General features: G+C 68.3%; 14 protein-coding genes and 1 riboswitch. Of the genes, 6 read left to right on the forward strand and 8 right to left on the reverse strand.

The annotated features are described in order from the left end of the window. Positions 1-18: 18 nt before the first annotated feature. The gene (locus HPA01S_RS15415; RefSeq protein ID WP_066271645.1) at positions 19-888 is read right to left on the reverse strand and encodes a pirin family protein; all 870 of its coding nucleotides are present in this window, start codon (positions 886-888) and stop codon (positions 19-21) included. 110 nt (positions 889-998) lie between these two features. After that, a complete protein-coding gene (locus HPA01S_RS15420) occupies positions 999-1,871 on the reverse strand; it encodes a pirin family protein (protein WP_066271646.1) in 873 nt (290 codons plus the stop codon). A gap of 86 nt (positions 1,872-1,957) precedes the next feature. Between HPA01S_RS15420 and HPA01S_RS15425 the strand changes: the two genes are divergently transcribed. Together HPA01S_RS15425 and HPA01S_RS15430 are read left to right on the forward strand one after the other, a co-directional pair. After that, complete coding sequence (locus HPA01S_RS15425) at positions 1,958-2,863, forward strand: LysR family transcriptional regulator (RefSeq protein WP_066271647.1); 906 nt, start codon at positions 1,958-1,960, stop codon at positions 2,861-2,863. Positions 2,864-3,364: 501 nt separating this feature from the next. Further along, positions 3,365-4,444: an RNA methyltransferase gene (locus HPA01S_RS15430; RefSeq protein WP_066271648.1), complete on the forward strand. Its 1,080-nt coding sequence runs from the start codon at positions 3,365-3,367 to the stop codon at positions 4,442-4,444. Here HPA01S_RS15430 and HPA01S_RS15435 read toward each other — a convergent pair. From HPA01S_RS15435 to HPA01S_RS15450, 4 genes are all read right to left on the reverse strand, one after another. Next, positions 4,410-5,732, reverse strand: coding sequence for an FAD-dependent oxidoreductase (locus HPA01S_RS15435; RefSeq protein ID WP_066271649.1), 1,323 nt, complete (start codon positions 5,730-5,732; stop codon positions 4,410-4,412). The two genes, HPA01S_RS15430 and HPA01S_RS15435, sit on opposite strands and share 35 nt — an antisense overlap. Next, positions 5,729-6,880, reverse strand: a complete 1,152-nt coding sequence (locus HPA01S_RS15440) for an acyl-CoA dehydrogenase family protein (protein WP_066271650.1) — start codon at positions 6,878-6,880, stop codon at positions 5,729-5,731. Before HPA01S_RS15440 ends, HPA01S_RS15435 begins: the two co-directional genes overlap by 4 nt. A gap of 106 nt (positions 6,881-6,986) precedes the next feature. Continuing rightward, positions 6,987-7,556: an OsmC family protein gene (locus HPA01S_RS15445; RefSeq protein WP_066271651.1), complete on the reverse strand. Its 570-nt coding sequence runs from the start codon at positions 7,554-7,556 to the stop codon at positions 6,987-6,989. A gap of 34 nt (positions 7,557-7,590) precedes the next feature. Then, the gene (locus HPA01S_RS15450; protein WP_066271652.1) at positions 7,591-8,481 is read right to left on the reverse strand and encodes a sulfurtransferase; all 891 of its coding nucleotides are present in this window, start codon (positions 8,479-8,481) and stop codon (positions 7,591-7,593) included. Positions 8,482-8,808: 327 nt separating this feature from the next. Here HPA01S_RS15450 and HPA01S_RS15455 point away from each other — a divergent pair, with 327 nt between their 5' ends. Continuing rightward, the gene (locus tag HPA01S_RS15455) at positions 8,809-9,444 is read left to right on the forward strand and encodes a LysE family translocator (RefSeq protein WP_066271653.1); all 636 of its coding nucleotides are present in this window, start codon (positions 8,809-8,811) and stop codon (positions 9,442-9,444) included. Between the two features lie 24 nt (positions 9,445-9,468). Here the strand turns inward: HPA01S_RS15455 and HPA01S_RS15460 are convergent, their stop codons facing one another. Further along, entirely contained in the window at positions 9,469-9,678 is a 210-nt protein-coding gene (locus tag HPA01S_RS15460) for a hypothetical protein (protein WP_066271654.1), read from the reverse strand. A 125-nt stretch (positions 9,679-9,803) separates the two neighbouring features. Further along, positions 9,804-11,396, reverse strand: a complete 1,593-nt coding sequence (locus HPA01S_RS15465; RefSeq protein WP_066271655.1) for a sigma-54 interaction domain-containing protein — start codon at positions 11,394-11,396, stop codon at positions 9,804-9,806. Between the two features lie 66 nt (positions 11,397-11,462). After that, positions 11,463-11,563, forward strand: a riboswitch (S-adenosyl-L-homocysteine riboswitch). A 75-nt stretch (positions 11,564-11,638) separates the two neighbouring features. Between HPA01S_RS15465 and metH the strand changes: the two genes are divergently transcribed. From metH to HPA01S_RS15480, 3 genes are all read left to right on the forward strand, one after another. Further along, positions 11,639-14,335 (forward strand): methionine synthase, encoded by a 2,697-nt coding sequence (metH, locus tag HPA01S_RS15470; protein WP_157085052.1) that lies wholly within the window; start codon positions 11,639-11,641, stop codon positions 14,333-14,335. Between the two features lie 16 nt (positions 14,336-14,351). Continuing rightward, entirely contained in the window at positions 14,352-14,579 is a 228-nt protein-coding gene (locus tag HPA01S_RS15475; RefSeq protein ID WP_066271656.1) for a hypothetical protein, read from the forward strand. 194 nt (positions 14,580-14,773) lie between these two features. Next, positions 14,774-15,175, forward strand: coding sequence for a DoxX family protein (locus HPA01S_RS15480; RefSeq protein WP_066271657.1), 402 nt, complete (start codon positions 14,774-14,776; stop codon positions 15,173-15,175). Positions 15,176-15,184: the final 9 nt, after the last annotated feature.

A 15,184-nucleotide genomic window follows, 5' to 3' on the forward strand; every position in this document is an offset into this window, starting at 1 on the left:
GCGGCCGCGTGAGCCGGCTCAAGCCGGCAGCGGAATCCATTCCTGGTTGTCGTCCGGCGGCAGCGCCATGCGGCCGGCGGCCCAGTCGGCCTTGGCCTGTTCGATGCGCTCCTTGCGCGAGGACACGAAGTTCCAGTACACGTGGCGTTCGCCCAGCGGCTCGCCGCCGAAGATCATCAGCGTGCTCGCGCTGCGCGCGGTGATCACCGCATCGGCGTCGTCGCCGAACACCAGCAGCTGGCCGGGCGTGTAGGTCTGGCCGTCGTATTCGATCTCGCCGCGCGCCACGTACACCGCCTGCTCGCGGTGGCCACCCGGCAGCGCCTTGCTGGCCCCGGCCTGCCATTCGGTGTGCAGGTAGAACAGCGGCGAATGCGTCTTCACCGGGCTCTTCAAACCATAGGCCTCGCCGGCGATCAGGCGCATCCACACGCCGCCTTCGTCGCGCAGCGGCAGGTCGGCCGCGGGGTAGTGGGTGAAGGCCGGGTCGGTCTCTTCGTCCGCCTCGGGCAAGGCCACCCACAGCTGCATCAGCTCCAGGCCACCGCCAGCGAACGAGTCCGGGTGCGTGAAGCGCTCGGAATGGGTGATGCCGCGACCCGCGGTCATCCAGTTCACGTCACCGGGGTTGATGAACTGGTGCACGCCCAGGCTGTCGCGGTGCTCCACCTGGCCGCTGAGCAGGTAGCTCACGGTGGACAGGCCGATGTGTGGGTGCGGCCGCACGTCCGCGGCGCGCGTGTTCTCCGCGGGCAGCGTCACCGGCCCGGCGTGGTCGACAAAGATCCAGGGGCCGACCATGCGGCGTTTCGCATAGGGCAGCACACGTTTGACCTTCAGGCCGTGGCCGAGGTCCGCCTCGCGGGCATTGATCACCATTTCAAGCATCGTGGTTATCTCCTTGTTGTTTCGAAAAAATCATCGCCCGTCCAGGGCACCCGCGGAACCGGCCTTGCCGGCCCGCAGGGTGTGCCCCTCTCGGGGAGAGGGGCACAGGGTCACGCCGTTGCTCTCACGCGGCCCATCTTGCCGCTCTGGAAGTCGGCGAAGGCCTGGTGGATCTCGGCCTCGCTGTTCATCACGAACGGACCATACCCCACCACCGGCTCGTCGATCGGCTCACCCGCCAGCCACAGCACGGTGGCGTCTTCCAGCACCTCGAACGTCACGTCCTGTCCGGCGCGCGAATGCACCGCCATCTGCGCCGCCGTCACCTCCTGGCCGTCGGCCAGGCGCAGGCGTCCACGCAGCACGAAGGGCGCGGTGGTGTGCCCCTCAGCGGCGGGCAGCGTCACCGTGTGGCCGGCCTTCAGGCGCAGGTCCCACACCTGCATCGGCGTGAAGGTGCGGGCCGGGCCTTTCACGCCCAGCAACTCGCCCGCGATGACGCGTGCCGTGCCGGCGCCGTCGGGCAAATCCACCTGCGCGATCTGATCGCGCGTGATGCCCTGGTAACCGGGCGCGGCCATCTTGTCGCGCGCAGGCAGGTTCACCCACAGCTGCACCATCTCGAACGCGCCGCCTTCTTTTGCGAAACGCTCGCCGTGGTACTCCTCGTGCACGATGCCCGACGCCGCCGTCATCCACTGCACCTCACCGGGGCCGATGGTGCCGCCGCCGCCGCTCGAATCGCTGTGCGAGACCTCGCCGTCGTAGACGATGGTCACGGTCTCGAAACCGCGGTGCGGGTGCTGGCCCACGCCACGGCGTTTCGTGGTGGGTTCGAACTGCACCGGGCCACCGTAGTCCAGCAGCAGGAAGGGCGAGAAGCGCTCCGGCGCGCCGTTGTACGAGAAAACGCTGCGCACCGGAAAGCCGTCGCCGACCCAGTGGCCGCCTGCGCTGCGTTGGATGAAAGAAACGGTTTTCATGGGGTGTACTCCTGGTTGAGAGACGACTTTACCGGCTGGGTGTTCCCCTGATAAGTCGGTAAGATCGCAAATCATTTTTCAACCAAATGAATAATCAAGCCCCCGATCTCAACGACACCCTGGTGTTCGTGCGCGTGGCGCAGGCCGGTGGTTTCAGCGCCGCGGCGCGCCTCATGGGCATGCCCACTTCAACGCTGAGCGTGCGCGTCTCGCGGCTGGAGCAGCGCCTGGGCGTGACCCTGCTGCAGCGCACCACACGCCGCCTGCACCTGACCGAAGCCGGGCAGGCCTACCTGCAGCAGGCCTCGCTCGGGCTGGACCACATCCTGCAGGCCGAGGCGCAGCTCGATGCCGACAAACACGAGGCCCAGGGCCTGTTGCGCATCACCCTGCCGATCGACATGGGCGACGAGCCCTTGCTCGAAGTGCTCAGCGCCTACCGCGCGCGCCACCCCGGCGTGGCGGTCGAGCTGGTGTTTTCCGATGCGCGCCTGGACCTGGTGGCGCAGGGGCTGGACGTGGCGCTGCGCGCCGGCGAGCTGGCCGATTCCAGCCTGATCGCGCGCCAGATCGGCCTGGCGCGGTGGGCCCCGTTTGCCCACCCCGACTACCTGAAAACCGCGCCCCCGCTGCGCCAGCCCAAAGACCTCGCGCAGCACGCCGCCCTGTGCTTCAGCCCGCTCGGGCGCGACAGCTGGACGCTCATGCGCGGCAAGAGCCGGGTGAGCGTGCCGCTGCGCAGCGCCTTCGCCGCCAACGACATGCGGCTGATCCGCCGCCTGGCGCTCGACGCCCAGGGCGTGGCCCTGCTGCCCGACTACGTGTGCCGGCGCGAGGTGGACCACGGCGCGCTGGTGCCGCTGCTGCCCGGCTGGCACGCGCGCACCGATCCGATCCATCTCGTCTACCCGGGCCAGCGCTTCGTGCCGGCCAAGCTGCGGCATTTCATCGACGAGGCCGGGCCGGGGCTGGCTGCGCTGTTTGAACGGTGAGCTCCCCCCTGCGCCGCTTCGCGGCTTCCCCCCTCCGTGGCGCGCCTGCGGCGCTTCGAGGGGGGACGGCATCTTGGGCCGGCGGAGCCGTCCCTTGATGCCCCTGGATGAAGGCACTTCACGCGTTGCTGGTCTTGCCTCCTCTCCCTCTCCTTCTCCCTCTGGGGGAGGGCAGGGGTGAGGGCCGCTGCCACGCAAACCCTTTCCCTCTCCCGCCACCACGGGCGATGCTCCCGCCAGCAGCAGGCGCCACGTGCCTTTCCCCCTCTCCCTCCGGGAGAGGGTTGGGGTGAGGGCCGCAGGCATGCAAACCCTTTCCCCTTTCCCGCCACCACGGGCCGATGCTCCCGCCAACAGCAGGCGCCACGTGCCTTGCTCCCTCTCCCTCCGGGAGAGGGTTGGGGTGAGGGCTGCTGGCATGCAAACGCTTTCCCCCATGCCGTGGGCGAGTGTGCGGAGGCGAATTCGCAGCCCCCTGACTGGCGCTAAGCTTGCCGCTCCATGCGAATCCAAGACCTCCGCCAACGCCTGCAGACCCTGGGCGCCAACCCGCGCCACACCCAGCGCGTGCTGCGCCTGTGGGCGCAGGCCCTGCCACAGGACGGTGGGCGGCGCGAGCTGACGAGTTTTCTGCCGGCCACGTTGGTGGCGGCCTTGCCGGCGCTGAGCGAAGAGTTGGCCGGCATCGCCACGCTGGTGTCCGAGCACCCGGGCGAAGACGGCTCGGCGCGGCTGCTGCTGGCGCTGGCCGATGGGCAGACGGTGGAGAGCGTGCTGCTGCCGCGCGACGGCCTGTGCGTGTCCACCCAGGTCGGTTGCGCGGTGGGGTGTGTGTTCTGCATGACCGGGCAGGGTGGCCTGGTGCGCCAGGTCGGCAGTGCCGAGATCGTGGCGCAGGTCGCGCTGGCGCGCTCGCGCCGGCCGGTGAAGAAGGTGGTGTTCATGGGCATGGGCGAGCCGGCGCACAACCTGGACAACGTGCTCGAAGCCATCGACCTGCTCGGCACCATCGGCAACATCGGTCACAAGAACCTGGTGTTCTCCACGGTGGGTGATCCGCGCGTGTTCGAGGCGCTGCCGCGTGGCCGCGTGAAGCCGGCGCTGGCGCTCTCGCTGCACACCAGCAAGGCCGCGCTGCGCGAGCAACTGCTGCCGCGCGCGCCGCGCCTCACGCCGGAAGAAATCGTGGAGGCCGGTGAACGTTATGCGCGCGCCAGCGCCTACCCGATCCAGTACCAGTGGACGCTGCTGCAGGGCATCAACGATGGCGACGATGAAATCGAAGGCATCGTGCGCCTGCTGCACGGCAAGTACGCCATCCTCAACATGATTCCGTACAACACGGTGGACGAGCTGCCCTACCAGCGCCCGAGCTGGGAGCAGGCCGCGGCCATCGCGCGCCGCCTGCACCAGCGCGGCATCCTGACCAAGCTGCGCCAGTCGGCCGGGCAGGACGTGGAGGGGGGCTGCGGGCAACTGCGCGCACGCGCGGACAACCCGCGCGCACGCCGCGTGGTGCCGATCCGCGCCGACGCCGCGACGTCCATCAGTGCAGCGTCAGCGGACGCGACGTTGTCTTGACCCGCACCACCGCCGCACGCGCCTCATAGGGCGCTGGTGTGGCACCGCAGATGTCGGCGGCAATGGCGCGGGCCTGGCGTGCAATCGGTTCGATGAAGCGGCTGGGTTGTCCGTTGATGGCAATGCAGTCGCCCATGGCGTGGATGCGCGCATCGCTGGTGCGCAGTGTGGCCGCGTCCACCGCGATGCCGTTGTACCAATGCAGTCCGGCGCTCTGCGCCAGCCGCGACGGCGTCTCCAGCCCGGTGGCGGCAATCACCTGGTCGGCGACGAAGCGCTGGCCGTCGTCGGTGGTGAGGCGGTAGCGGCCGTGGAGCTGTTCGAGCTGCACGACCTGCACACCGCCGACGAAACGGATCGCCAGGTCCCGCCAGGCGTCGAGCAGAGCCCCGCCCGCCTGTTCGGCCGGCCAGCGCGCCAGCGGCGCGGCCTGCGGGTCGAGCAGGGTGACGCGGTGGCCCCCGAGCGCAAGGTCGTTGGCGATTTCGCTGCCGATCAGGCCGGCGCCGACGATCAGCACGTCTTTCGGCCCCTCGTGTTCCATGCGGCCCAGTGCCGCGCGCAGGCGCTGGTAGGCCGCCAGGTGGTTGATGCGCCAGCACAGCGCGGCCGGCAGGGCCGCTGGCAGGTTCGCCTGGGCGCCGTGCGCCAGCACCAGCCGGTCGTAGCGCAACACGCCGCGCGTGGTGCGCAAGGTGCGGGTGTCGGCGCAGATGCGCACCGCCTGCGTGTGGGCGAGCAGGCGCACGCCCAGACGCGCCGCCGCCGCGGCACCGCTCTCGCGAGCCAGGGCCTCGGGTGCCAGGCCACGCGCCATGGCGATGGACAACAGGGGTTTGTCGTACAGGTCGCCGGCGCAGTTGCTCACCAGGGTGATGGGCAACGAGGCGTCGAGCGCGCGCAGCGCCTCGGCCATCTGCCAGCCGGCGCGGCCGGCGCCAACGATCAGCACACCGGCGTTGCCGCCGCGTGTGGCCACAGTCGGCGCGCCGTGGCCTGCGATGGCCGCGCGCAGCGTCTCCAGCGAGGGCGGGGTGTAGGGCGAGAAGTCGGCCTTGCTCACACCGCAGAGCGCGCACGACCAGTCCTCGGGAATGTCGGCGTAGCGCGTGCCGGGTGGCAGACCGCCATCGGGGTCGCCGTCAACCTCGTGGTAGATGTAGCCGCAGGCGTCGCAGATGTAGGACTGGAACGGCGGGTCGCTGGCGTCCAGCGCCTGATGCACCGCGGCCGCGACGGCGGTGGCCGTGGTGGAGCTGGAGCGGGAGATGCGTTGCGCGTTGTTCATGACGGCATCACCTCGGCGGACAGGCGCGCGATTTCCTTGCGCAGGTGCTTGATGGCCGGCGTGACGATGGCCACGAAGTGCGACTCGCGCACGCGGCGTTGCACCTCCGAGCTCAGCAGGTAACCGCGCGCGCCCTGGTGCAGCAAGGCCGACTGCGCGGCGCGCAGGCTGAGCTCGGCGCCGTGGGCGCGCGCGTCGAGCACGTCGATGAAGAACTCCACCGAGTCGTTGAACGGCGTTGCGGCCAGCGCCATCACCCGCGCGCTGAGAGCGTCCAGTTCGGCCTGCAGGGCATCGGGCCGGTCTTCCAGGAACTGGTTCACGTGGCCGAGCTGCGCCTCCACCGCCCACATGCTGTCGATGGCGCCCTGCGTCACGCCCACCGCCATGCCGCACTGGAGCAACACAAAGGCGGCGCGGATGCGCGCAATGAAGGGTTTGGCCGGGTCGGCCATGGTGTCGTCGGCGCCGATGAACACGTCCTTCAGGCGCAGCGCGTAGGTGCCGGTGCCTTCCATGGCGGAGAAGCTCGGGCATTCGCGCAGCTCCACGCCCGGTGCGTCGCAGCGCAGCAGGAACATCAGCTCACGGCCCAGCGGTTCGCCGTGGTCGTCCACCACCGAGGCCAGCGCGCCGCAGCTGTGGCCAGGCCCGAGGTTGCTGACCCAGGGCAGCGTGCCGTTGACGCGGTAGCCGCCATCCACCGGCGTGGCCTTGAGCAGCAGGCTCTCGATCTGCGCATAACTCTTCATCGGGTTGGACATGGCGGTGCCGCCCAGCGCGGCGCCGCTGGCCACGGCCTGCAGCGCCGCGCCGTTCAGCGCCGGGTTGCCACTGGCCTGCATGTACAGGCCGCAGACCAGCTGGCACCAGACCATGAAGCCTGTGGCGCCGCAGACGCGCGAAACCTCGGCCATGGCGTGGATCGCCAGGCCGTAGTCGGCCCGGCCTACGGGCGCCTGCAGGTGGGCGCTGAAGGCGCCCAGCGCGCCCAGCGACTGCAGCACCTCGCGCGGGTAGTGGCCTTCGCGGTCGATGGCTTCGACCACCGCGGCCAGCGGACCTTGCGCCACGGCGCGCACGGCGCTCAGCAGTTCGTCCGGCGTGGCCTCATGGGTCAGTTCGCGGGGCAGGTCGTGCGGGTTCATTCAAGCTCCAACGGGGTGGGTGAGCCTTGTGACAGGCTCAGGGCGAACGGGGATTCGCGCAACCCGAACGAAACCACATCCGTTCGGGCCGAGCGGGTCGAAGCCTTCAGGCCAGCGCGATCTCGAACGGGATCGGGTTGCGCAGGGTGTTGGCCACCGGTGAATAGAAGTTGGCGTGCTGCACGATCTCGTCGAGCACCTCGCGCGGTGCATCGCCTTCCACCAGCACCTTCACGCGGATGGCCTGGAAGCCCATCTCCGGCGGCGTCTTCTCCAGCGCGCCACCGGCGCCCCAGGCGGCGGGGTTGCCGATGTCGCCTTCGAGGAGCACCTCCAGCTTGCTCAGCTTCACGCCCTTCCAGGTCGCCACCGCGGTGATGCCCACGGCCAGGCAGCCGCCCAGGCCCGAGAGCACGATCTCGCCGGGTGCCGGTGCGGTGTCCTGTCCGAACAGGTGCAGCGGCTCGTCCACCACCACCGGCGTGTGCTGGCCCACGGTGGAGAGCGAGCGGTACTGGCCCTCCATCACGGTGTGGACCTTGTTGGTGCCGCGGCTGGCCGGGTTGGCCTTGCCCTTGGCGGCGAAGGTGGCGAGGCCGCTGGCGTCGATCGGGCGCAGGTAGCTCTTCACGGTGGTCACGGGGGCGGTGGGTTCGAGGGTGTCGGTGGCGGACATGAGGTCTCCAGGGTATTGAAAGAAAAAGATGGGATCAGGCCGCGAGGGCCAGGCTGGGCTTCCTGCCTGACTTCGCCAGTGGCAGGCCGGTTTCGATGGGCAGGCTGTCGTCGCGCGACCATTCGTTCCACGAACCGAAGTACATGCGCACGTCGCTGAAGCCAGCCTGCTTGAGGGCCAGAAAGGTGTTGGAAGCGCGTGCGCCCTTGAAGCAGTAGAGGTACACCGTGTCGTCGGGCGCAATGCCGGCGGTGGCGCATTCGGCCTTCACCTCGTCGGGCGTCTTGAACACCGGGCCTTGCGCCGAGGGCTTCATGAAGCGGTACCACTCCACCCACTTCGCGCCGGGCAGGCGGCCCTTGCGCGGCGCGAAGTCCTTGCCGTAGGGCGAGGAGCTGTCGCCGATCCACTCGTCCACGTCGCGCACGTCGAGCAGCACGGTGTCGGTGCCGAGCGCGGCCTGCACGTCGGCCTGGGTCAGCATCACGTCGGCGCCTGTGAGCGTGGGGAAGGTCGCGGGCACGGGCGTGGCGGCTTCGGTGGACACCGGCAGGCCGGCCGCCTTCCAGGCGCTGAAGCCGCCGTTGAGCACCTTGATCTTGGGGTAACCCAGCCAGGTCAGCAGGTAGTAGCCGCGGCAGGATTGGCCGTAGCCGCTGTTCATCGCGTCTTCGTAGAACACGGCGGTCTCTGCGCCGGAGAGACCGGCGCCGCCGAGCGCTTCGGCAAAGGTGGCCTTGAGGGCCTGCAGGCCTTCGGGCGTGGAGGTGGCGAGATAGGTGAAGACCTCACGCAGGTTGACGGCGCCGGGGATGTGGCCGGCGGCAAAGGTCTCGGCGTCGCGGGTGTCGATGACCACCACGGGTTCGGACGACTGCAGGGCCTGCAACTGGGCGGGTGCGATCAGGATGGCGTCGTTGCTCATGGAAACCTCACGAAAGAACAGGGCGGGCGGGATTGCCTGCACCTTCTTTCGCAACCGCCGTGCCAACGTGGCGCGCTCGCACATCAACGCGCGAAGGCCGTTGATTTGCTTGGGTTTATGGGGTTTCTGGCGCGTGCGCGCTGGTGGCGAAGCGCCGTGGAGCGCGCCATTGCGTCGACACAATGTCAACACTGTGTGAGCGGGCGAGCGCTGCAAGAGCGCGGGCAAGCCCTTGTCATCCACAACCCGGTTCTGAGTGACACTCTGCCCAGGCGATGCCGGAACACACCTGCGGCATCCGGCTTCACGAACCCATGCTTGCGCGCCATGTTCCCACCCGAAATCCTCTTCGCTTACCTTGCCGCCGTTTTGCTTGTCGTGGTGTCGCCAGGGCCGGACAACATCCTGGCCGTGAGCCGTGGCTTGAGCCAGGGCCCGATGGCGGGCGCCCTGTCGTCGCTGGGAGCCGGCCTGGGCATCCTGGTGCACACCGTGGCGGCCACACTGGGCCTGGCGCTCTTGCTGCAGACCTCGGCCGTCGCGTTCTGGGTGGTCAAGGGTGTGGGTGCCGCCTACCTCCTGTGGCTGGGCTACAAGGCGATCACGTCGCGCAACCTCATCACGTTCCAGCCTGCGCAGCGGCAATCGCTCAAACGCGTCTTTTCAACCGGCCTGCTGTCCAACGTGCTCAACCCCAAGCCCGGCCTGTTTGTGGTGGCTTTCATTCCACAGTTCACCAGCCCGCTTCGGGGGTCGGTTCCGGTGCAGATGCTGGCCTATGGCGCCATCTTCGCCGTGCTCACGGCGCTGACGTTCTCGCTGCTGGCTTGTTTTGCTTCGCAGTTGTCGGCCTGGCTGACAAAGCGTCCTCGCGCCGTCGCCGCGATCAACGTCAGCGCCGGCCTCACGTTCATTGCGGCCGGCCTTTCCGTCCTGGCGCTCGATCGGCGCGGTCCTGCGTGACGCCATCCCTGTCACGGCACGGTGCTACCAACTCCCCGCATCCAGTGCCGGCGGTCGCAACAGGTCTTCGTCGATGCCCATGACGGCGCTGGCCCGCTCGATTGCACGCCACAGCACGGGCGGCATTTGCAGAATCTCTTCGGGTGAATCGGCGCGGGCGATCCAATGGCTGATCTGCCGATGCTCGTCGGGACTCAGCAAGGCCAGGTGAAGCATCTCGTCAATCGTTTTCATGGGCGTGCAGCGTTCGAGGGGGTAAGGCCGGCTCCTGTCTGCATCTGGGGTCGGGCCGGCGTGGCACAAGGGTTGCCGCGATGTTGTCATTCATACATGGGTTGGCCCTTGTTTCCCCCGGACCGTCACCGCAAACCGGCCTTGCGCAGCCGGTAGGCGAACTGCCGCAGCGTGAGGCCCAGGCTCTGCGCCGCGCGCGACTGGTTGCCATGGTGCCGCGTCAGCGCCTCCCGCAAGGCGTTGGCGCTGTGCGATTGCGCGCTCTGGTAATCGCGCACCACGGGCGCTTCGCCGAGTGCGGGCGGCGGTGGCGGTGTTCCCGAGCCCTCGGGCATGAAGCGCTCCAGCGTGGCGGCGGTCACCAGGGTGTGGTCGGCCAGCAGCACCAGGCGCTCGATCAGGTTGCCCAGTTCGCGGATGTTGCCCGGCCAGTCGTGCGCTTCCAGCCGCGCCAGCGCGTCGGGCGCCAGGTTCACGTTGCGCTGGTGCGTCTGGTTGGCGCGGTTCACGAAGTGCAGGGCGAGCGCGCGCACGTCCTCGCCGCGCTCGCGCAGGCTGGGCAGGCGGATCGGTATCACGTTGAGGCGGTAGTACAGGTCCTGCCGGAACCGGCCGGCCTGAACTTCGGCGGCCAGGTCGCGGTTGGTGGCGGCCACCAGGCGCACGTTCACCTTCAGCTCGCGGGTGCCACCCAGGCGCACCAGCGTGCCCTCCTGCAGCGTGCGCAGCAGCTTGGACTGCATGGCCAGCGGCAGCTCGCCGATCTCGTCGAGAAAGATGGTGCCGCCATCGGCCTGCTCGAACCAGCCCGCGCGCGCGGCGTTCGCGCCGGTGAAGGCGCCCTTCTCATAACCGAACAGCTCGGACTCGAACAAGGTGTCCGGAATCGCCGAGCAGTTCACCTTGATGAAGGGCTGGTCGTGCCGGCCGCTGGCCAGGTGCACGGCGCGCGCGAACAGTTCCTTGCCGGTGCCCGACTCGCCCAGCAGCAGCACCGTGGCCTGCGACTGCGACACACGTTCGAGCTCGGCCAGTGCCTGCAGCAGCGCGGGCGAACGCCCGATCAGGCCGTAGCGTGCGCTGGCGCTGTCCAGCGCGCGGGCCAGCGCCGCGTTGCGTGCCACGAGCTGGCGCGTCTGCTCTGCCACCAGTTGCTCCAGCCGCAGCAGCTGACCGGCCAGCGTAGCCAGGATGCGCAGCACCGCCAGGTCGTCGTTGAGGTGGCGCTGGCGGCTGCGGATGCGGTGGCAACCGAGCACGCCGATGGTCGCGCCGTTGACCTCGATCGGCAGCGCAATGAAGGCCACGGTCTGCTGTGGCAGGCGCTCGCGCGGCACGGTGCGGAACAGGAACAGCGGTTCGGCGTCCACGTCCTGCACGATCGCCGGCACGCCGGTCTCCAACACCCGGCCGGTGACCCCCTCACCCCAGCGGAACACGCCGCGTTGCACCTCTTCGGCGGTGAGGCCGTAGGCGTGCCGAACCGCCGCGGTGCGTTCGGCGCCCGGCCGCGTTTCCCCGGCCAGCACCATGCGGCCACGGTTCAGGCCCAGCAGCTCGCTCATCAGGTGCAGCATCTCGCGCAGCACGAAGGCCGGTGCCAGGCTGCGGCCCACCATCTTCATCACCTCGCGCATGAGCAGCAGCTCCTGGGTGTTCCAGTCGGTGCCGGTGCCGGTGCCGGCGGCGTCGGGGTCGTTGTTGCGCAAGGGGGCCATGGCCGGGGCGCAAGCAAACATCGCACCAGTGGCACGCGGCCCCACCCCGAGGGGCTAAAATCGCGCCTTCTCAAGGAGCGTTGCAGCGCCGGCGGGCTTTCTTCAAGGCCTCCACCGTGCGTCAGGCTTGAGTGGGCGCGAACAGGCCCAAACGGCGCTCACCGGTCTGTTTTTCGCAAACTGCCTTGGTGAGCCCCATGTCCTCCGAAACCGCTTCCCCGTCGTCCACCCCCGTGCCGCCCATGCTGCTCTCCGGCCTGGAGCCGCTGCGCATTGGCGAGGGCAGCCTGTTCGTGAACGTGGGCGAACGCACCAACGTCACCGGCTCCAGGGCCTTTGCCCGCATGGTGCTCGAAGGCCGCTTCGAAGACGCCCTGGCCGTGGCGCGCCAGCAGGTGGAAAACGGCGCGCAGATCATCGACGTCAACATGGACGAGGCCATGCTCGACAGCAAGGCCGCCATGGTGCGTTTTCTCAACCTCATCGCCGGTGAGCCCGACATCGCGCGTGTGCCGGTGATGGTGGACTCGTCCAAGTGGGACGTGATCGAGGCCGGCCTGCGCTGCGTGCAGGGCAAGGGCGTCGTCAACTCCATCTCCATGAAGGAAGGTGTGGACGAGTTCAAGCGCCAGGCGCGGCTGGTCAAGCGCTATGGGGCGGCGGCGGTGGTGATGGCCTTCGATGAAAAAGGCCAGGCCGATACCTACGAGCGCAAGGTCGAGATCTGCGAGCGCGCCTACCGCATCCTGGTGGACGAGGTGGGCTTCCCGCCCGAAGACATCATCTTCGACCCCAACATTTTCGCCATCGCCACCGGCATCGAAGAGCACAACAACTACGCGGTCGATTTCATCAACGCCACGCGCTGGATCAAGCAGAACCTGCCGGGCGCCAAGATCAGCGGCGGCGTGTCCAACGTGTCGTTCAGCTTCCGTGGCAACGACCCGGTGCGCGAGGCCATCCACACCGTGTTCCTGTACCACGCCATCCAGGCCGGCATGGACATGGGCATCGTCAACGCCGGCATGATGGGCGTCTACGACGAACTCGAACCCGAGCTGCGCGAACGCGTGGAAGACGTGGTGCTCAACCGCCGCCCCGATGCCGGCGAGCGCCTGGTGGAAGTGGCCGAGACCGCCAAGGGTTCGGCCAAGGACGACAGCAAGAAAAACGAGTGGCGCGCGCTGCCCATCCGCGAGCGCCTGGCGCACGCGCTGGTGCGCGGCATCAACGACTTCATCACCGACGACACCGAAGAGATGTGGCAGGAGATCCAGGCCGGCGGCGGCCGCCCGCTGCACGTGATCGAAGGCCCGCTGATGGACGGCATGAACGTGGTCGGCGACCTGTTCGGCCAGGGCAAGATGTTCCTGCCCCAGGTGGTGAAGAGCGCGCGCGTGATGAAGCAGGCGGTGGCGCACCTGCTGCCCTACATCGAAGCCGAGAAGCTGGCGCTGCAGGCCGCCGGTGGTGACGCCAAGCCCAAGGGCAAGATCGTGATCGCCACGGTGAAGGGCGACGTGCACGACATCGGCAAGAACATCGTCACCGTCGTGCTCCAGTGCAACAACTACGAAGTGGTGAACATGGGCGTGATGGTGCCCTGCCACGAGATCCTGGCCATGGCCAAGGCCGAGGGTGCCGACATCGTTGGTCTGTCGGGCCTGATCACGCCCAGCCTGGAAGAGATGCAATACGTGGCCGGCGAGATGCAGAAGGACGAGCACTTCCGCAGCAAGGGCATTCCGCTGCTGATCGGTGGCGCCACCACCAGCCGCGTGCACACCGCGGTGAAGATCGCGCCGCACTACGACGGCCCGGTGGTCTACGTGCCCGATGCCTCGCGCAGCGTGAGCGTGGCGTCCGGCCTGCTGTCCGACCAGGCCGCGGCCTACATCGCCGAGGTCAACGCCGACTACGAGCGCGTGCGCCAGCAGCACGCCAACAAGAAGCAGGTGCCGCTGTGGCCGCTGGAGAAGGCGCGCGCCAACAAGACCGTGATCGACTGGAGTGCGTACACGCCGCACAAGCCCAAGTTCATCGGCCGGCGCGTGTTCAAGAACTTCGATCTCAACGAGATCGCCAAGTACATCGACTGGGGCCCGTTCTTCCAGACCTGGGACCTGGCCGGCCCGTTCCCCGAGATCCTGAAAGACGAGGTGGTGGGCGAAGAGGCGCGGCGCGTGTTCAGCGACGGCAAGCGCATGCTGCAACGCATGATCGAAGGCCGCTGGCTCAGCGCGAGTGCGGTGGTCGGCCTGTACCCGGCCAACAGCGTGCGCGACGATGACATCGAGCTCTACACCGACGAGAGCCGCAGCGAGGTTGCGCTCACCTGGCACGGCCTGCGCCAGCAGACCGAGAAGCACGAGTTCGAAGGCGTGATGCGCCCCAGCCGCTGCCTGGCCGACTTCGTCGCACCCAAGGGCGTGGCGAACGACTACGTGGGCATGTTCGCCGTCACCGCCGGCCTGGGCGTGGAGAAGAAGGAACAGCAGTTCATCGACGACCTCGACGACTACTCCGCCATCATGCTCAAGGCCCTGGCCGACCGCATGGCTGAGGGGCTGGCCGAGTGCATGCACCACCGCGTGCGCACCGACCTCTGGGGCTACGCGGCCGACGAGGCGCTGAGCAACGAAGAACTCATCAAGGAAAAATACCAGGGCATCCGTCCGGCACCGGGTTACCCGGCCTGCCCTGACCACGCGGTGAAGCGCCCGATGTTCGACGTGCTGCAATGCGAGGACATCGGCATGGGCCTGACCGAGAGCCTGGCCATGACGCCCGCGGCCAGCGTGAGCGGCTTCTACCTGGCGCACCCCGAGAGCACCTACTTCAACGTCGGCAAGATCGCCGATGACCAGGTGGACGACCTGGCCGCGCGCAGCCACGTGGCGCGCAACGAACTGCAGCGCTGGCTGGCGCCGAACCTCTGAAGGTTGGTTGAACACCATGGCATCGAAGAAAAAACCAAGCCCCAACGAAGACCTGCTGTGGAAAGGCGTGTTGTGCGCCGCCATCGGTGTGATCGTCCTGATCGCGCCGCAGCGCATCGAATCGCCGCAGTTGCGAGACATGGTGGCAGGCTCTTCCGGCCTGGGCTGGCTGGCCCTGGCATTGGGCGCAGGCTGCCTGGTGCTGTGGGGATGGCGCGGCTACCAGCAGCGGAAGCGGCCGTAGCCGTCGCAGTCGCAGTCGCAGTCGCAGTCGCAGTCGCAGTAGGCCACTGACCACGGAATGCCCAGCGAACCGGGCGCCCCCTGCGGCGCGCACCGGGAACCTCTTCATGCAGCGGTGGCTCAGCCTTGAGCACATCCCTTTTACCGTTGGCCCTTCAAAGGTCCTTCAAAAACCCCTTCAAAAACCTTCTCACCATGAACGCCATCAACAACCTCTTCAACCAGCCCCGCTTCGGTGTCCTCCTGCTGCGCTGGACACTCGCCATCCTCATGCTCTTCCACGGCTGGTCCAAGATCACCGGCGGTGTCGGCGGCATCTCCGGCATGCTGGTGAGCAACGGCCTGCCGGGCTGGCTCGCCTACGGCGTGTACCTGGGCGAATTCATCGCGCCGCTGATGTTGCTGGCCGGTTTCTGGGTGATGCCGGCGGCGTTGATCATCGCGATCAACATGGCATTTGCGGTGGGCCTGGCGCACATGGGCCATTGGTTCGGACTCGGCAACACCGGCGGCTGGCGCCTGGAGCTGCAGGCCTTCTTCTTCATGAGCGCGGTGGTGGTGGCGTTCACGAACCGGCTTGGTCCCAATAGAGGGTAGCACCCCCTG

The sequence above is a fragment of the Hydrogenophaga palleronii NBRC 102513 genome (genome assembly GCF_001571225.1).
Taxonomy (GTDB): Bacteria; Pseudomonadota; Gammaproteobacteria; order Burkholderiales; family Burkholderiaceae_C; genus Hydrogenophaga; species Hydrogenophaga palleronii.

Excerpts from the sequence above, each read along its gene's own strand:
- HPA01S_RS15415 (WP_066271645.1), bottom strand. The coding sequence starts at position 888 with ATGCTTGAAATGGTGATCAATGCCCGCGAGGCGGACCTCGGCCACGGC.
- HPA01S_RS15420 (WP_066271646.1), bottom strand. The coding sequence starts at position 1,871 with ATGAAAACCGTTTCTTTCATCCAACGCAGCGCAGGCGGCCACTGGGTC.
- HPA01S_RS15425 (WP_066271647.1), top strand. The coding sequence starts at position 1,958 with ATGAATAATCAAGCCCCCGATCTCAACGACACCCTGGTGTTCGTGCGC.
- HPA01S_RS15430 (WP_066271648.1), top strand. The coding sequence starts at position 3,365 with ATGCGAATCCAAGACCTCCGCCAACGCCTGCAGACCCTGGGCGCCAAC.
- HPA01S_RS15435 (WP_066271649.1), bottom strand. The coding sequence starts at position 5,732 with ATGAACAACGCGCAACGCATCTCCCGCTCCAGCTCCACCACGGCCACC.
- HPA01S_RS15440 (WP_066271650.1), bottom strand. The coding sequence starts at position 6,880 with ATGAACCCGCACGACCTGCCCCGCGAACTGACCCATGAGGCCACGCCG.
- HPA01S_RS15445 (WP_066271651.1), bottom strand. The coding sequence starts at position 7,556 with ATGTCCGCCACCGACACCCTCGAACCCACCGCCCCCGTGACCACCGTG.
- HPA01S_RS15450 (WP_066271652.1), bottom strand. The coding sequence starts at position 8,481 with ATGAGCAACGACGCCATCCTGATCGCACCCGCCCAGTTGCAGGCCCTG.
- HPA01S_RS15455 (WP_066271653.1), top strand. The coding sequence starts at position 8,809 with ATGTTCCCACCCGAAATCCTCTTCGCTTACCTTGCCGCCGTTTTGCTT.
- HPA01S_RS15460 (WP_066271654.1), bottom strand. The coding sequence starts at position 9,678 with ATGAAAACGATTGACGAGATGCTTCACCTGGCCTTGCTGAGTCCCGAC.
- HPA01S_RS15465 (WP_066271655.1), bottom strand. The coding sequence starts at position 11,396 with ATGGCCCCCTTGCGCAACAACGACCCCGACGCCGCCGGCACCGGCACC.
- metH (WP_157085052.1), top strand. The coding sequence starts at position 11,639 with ATGCTGCTCTCCGGCCTGGAGCCGCTGCGCATTGGCGAGGGCAGCCTG.
- HPA01S_RS15475 (WP_066271656.1), top strand. The coding sequence starts at position 14,352 with ATGGCATCGAAGAAAAAACCAAGCCCCAACGAAGACCTGCTGTGGAAA.
- HPA01S_RS15480 (WP_066271657.1), top strand. The coding sequence starts at position 14,774 with ATGAACGCCATCAACAACCTCTTCAACCAGCCCCGCTTCGGTGTCCTC.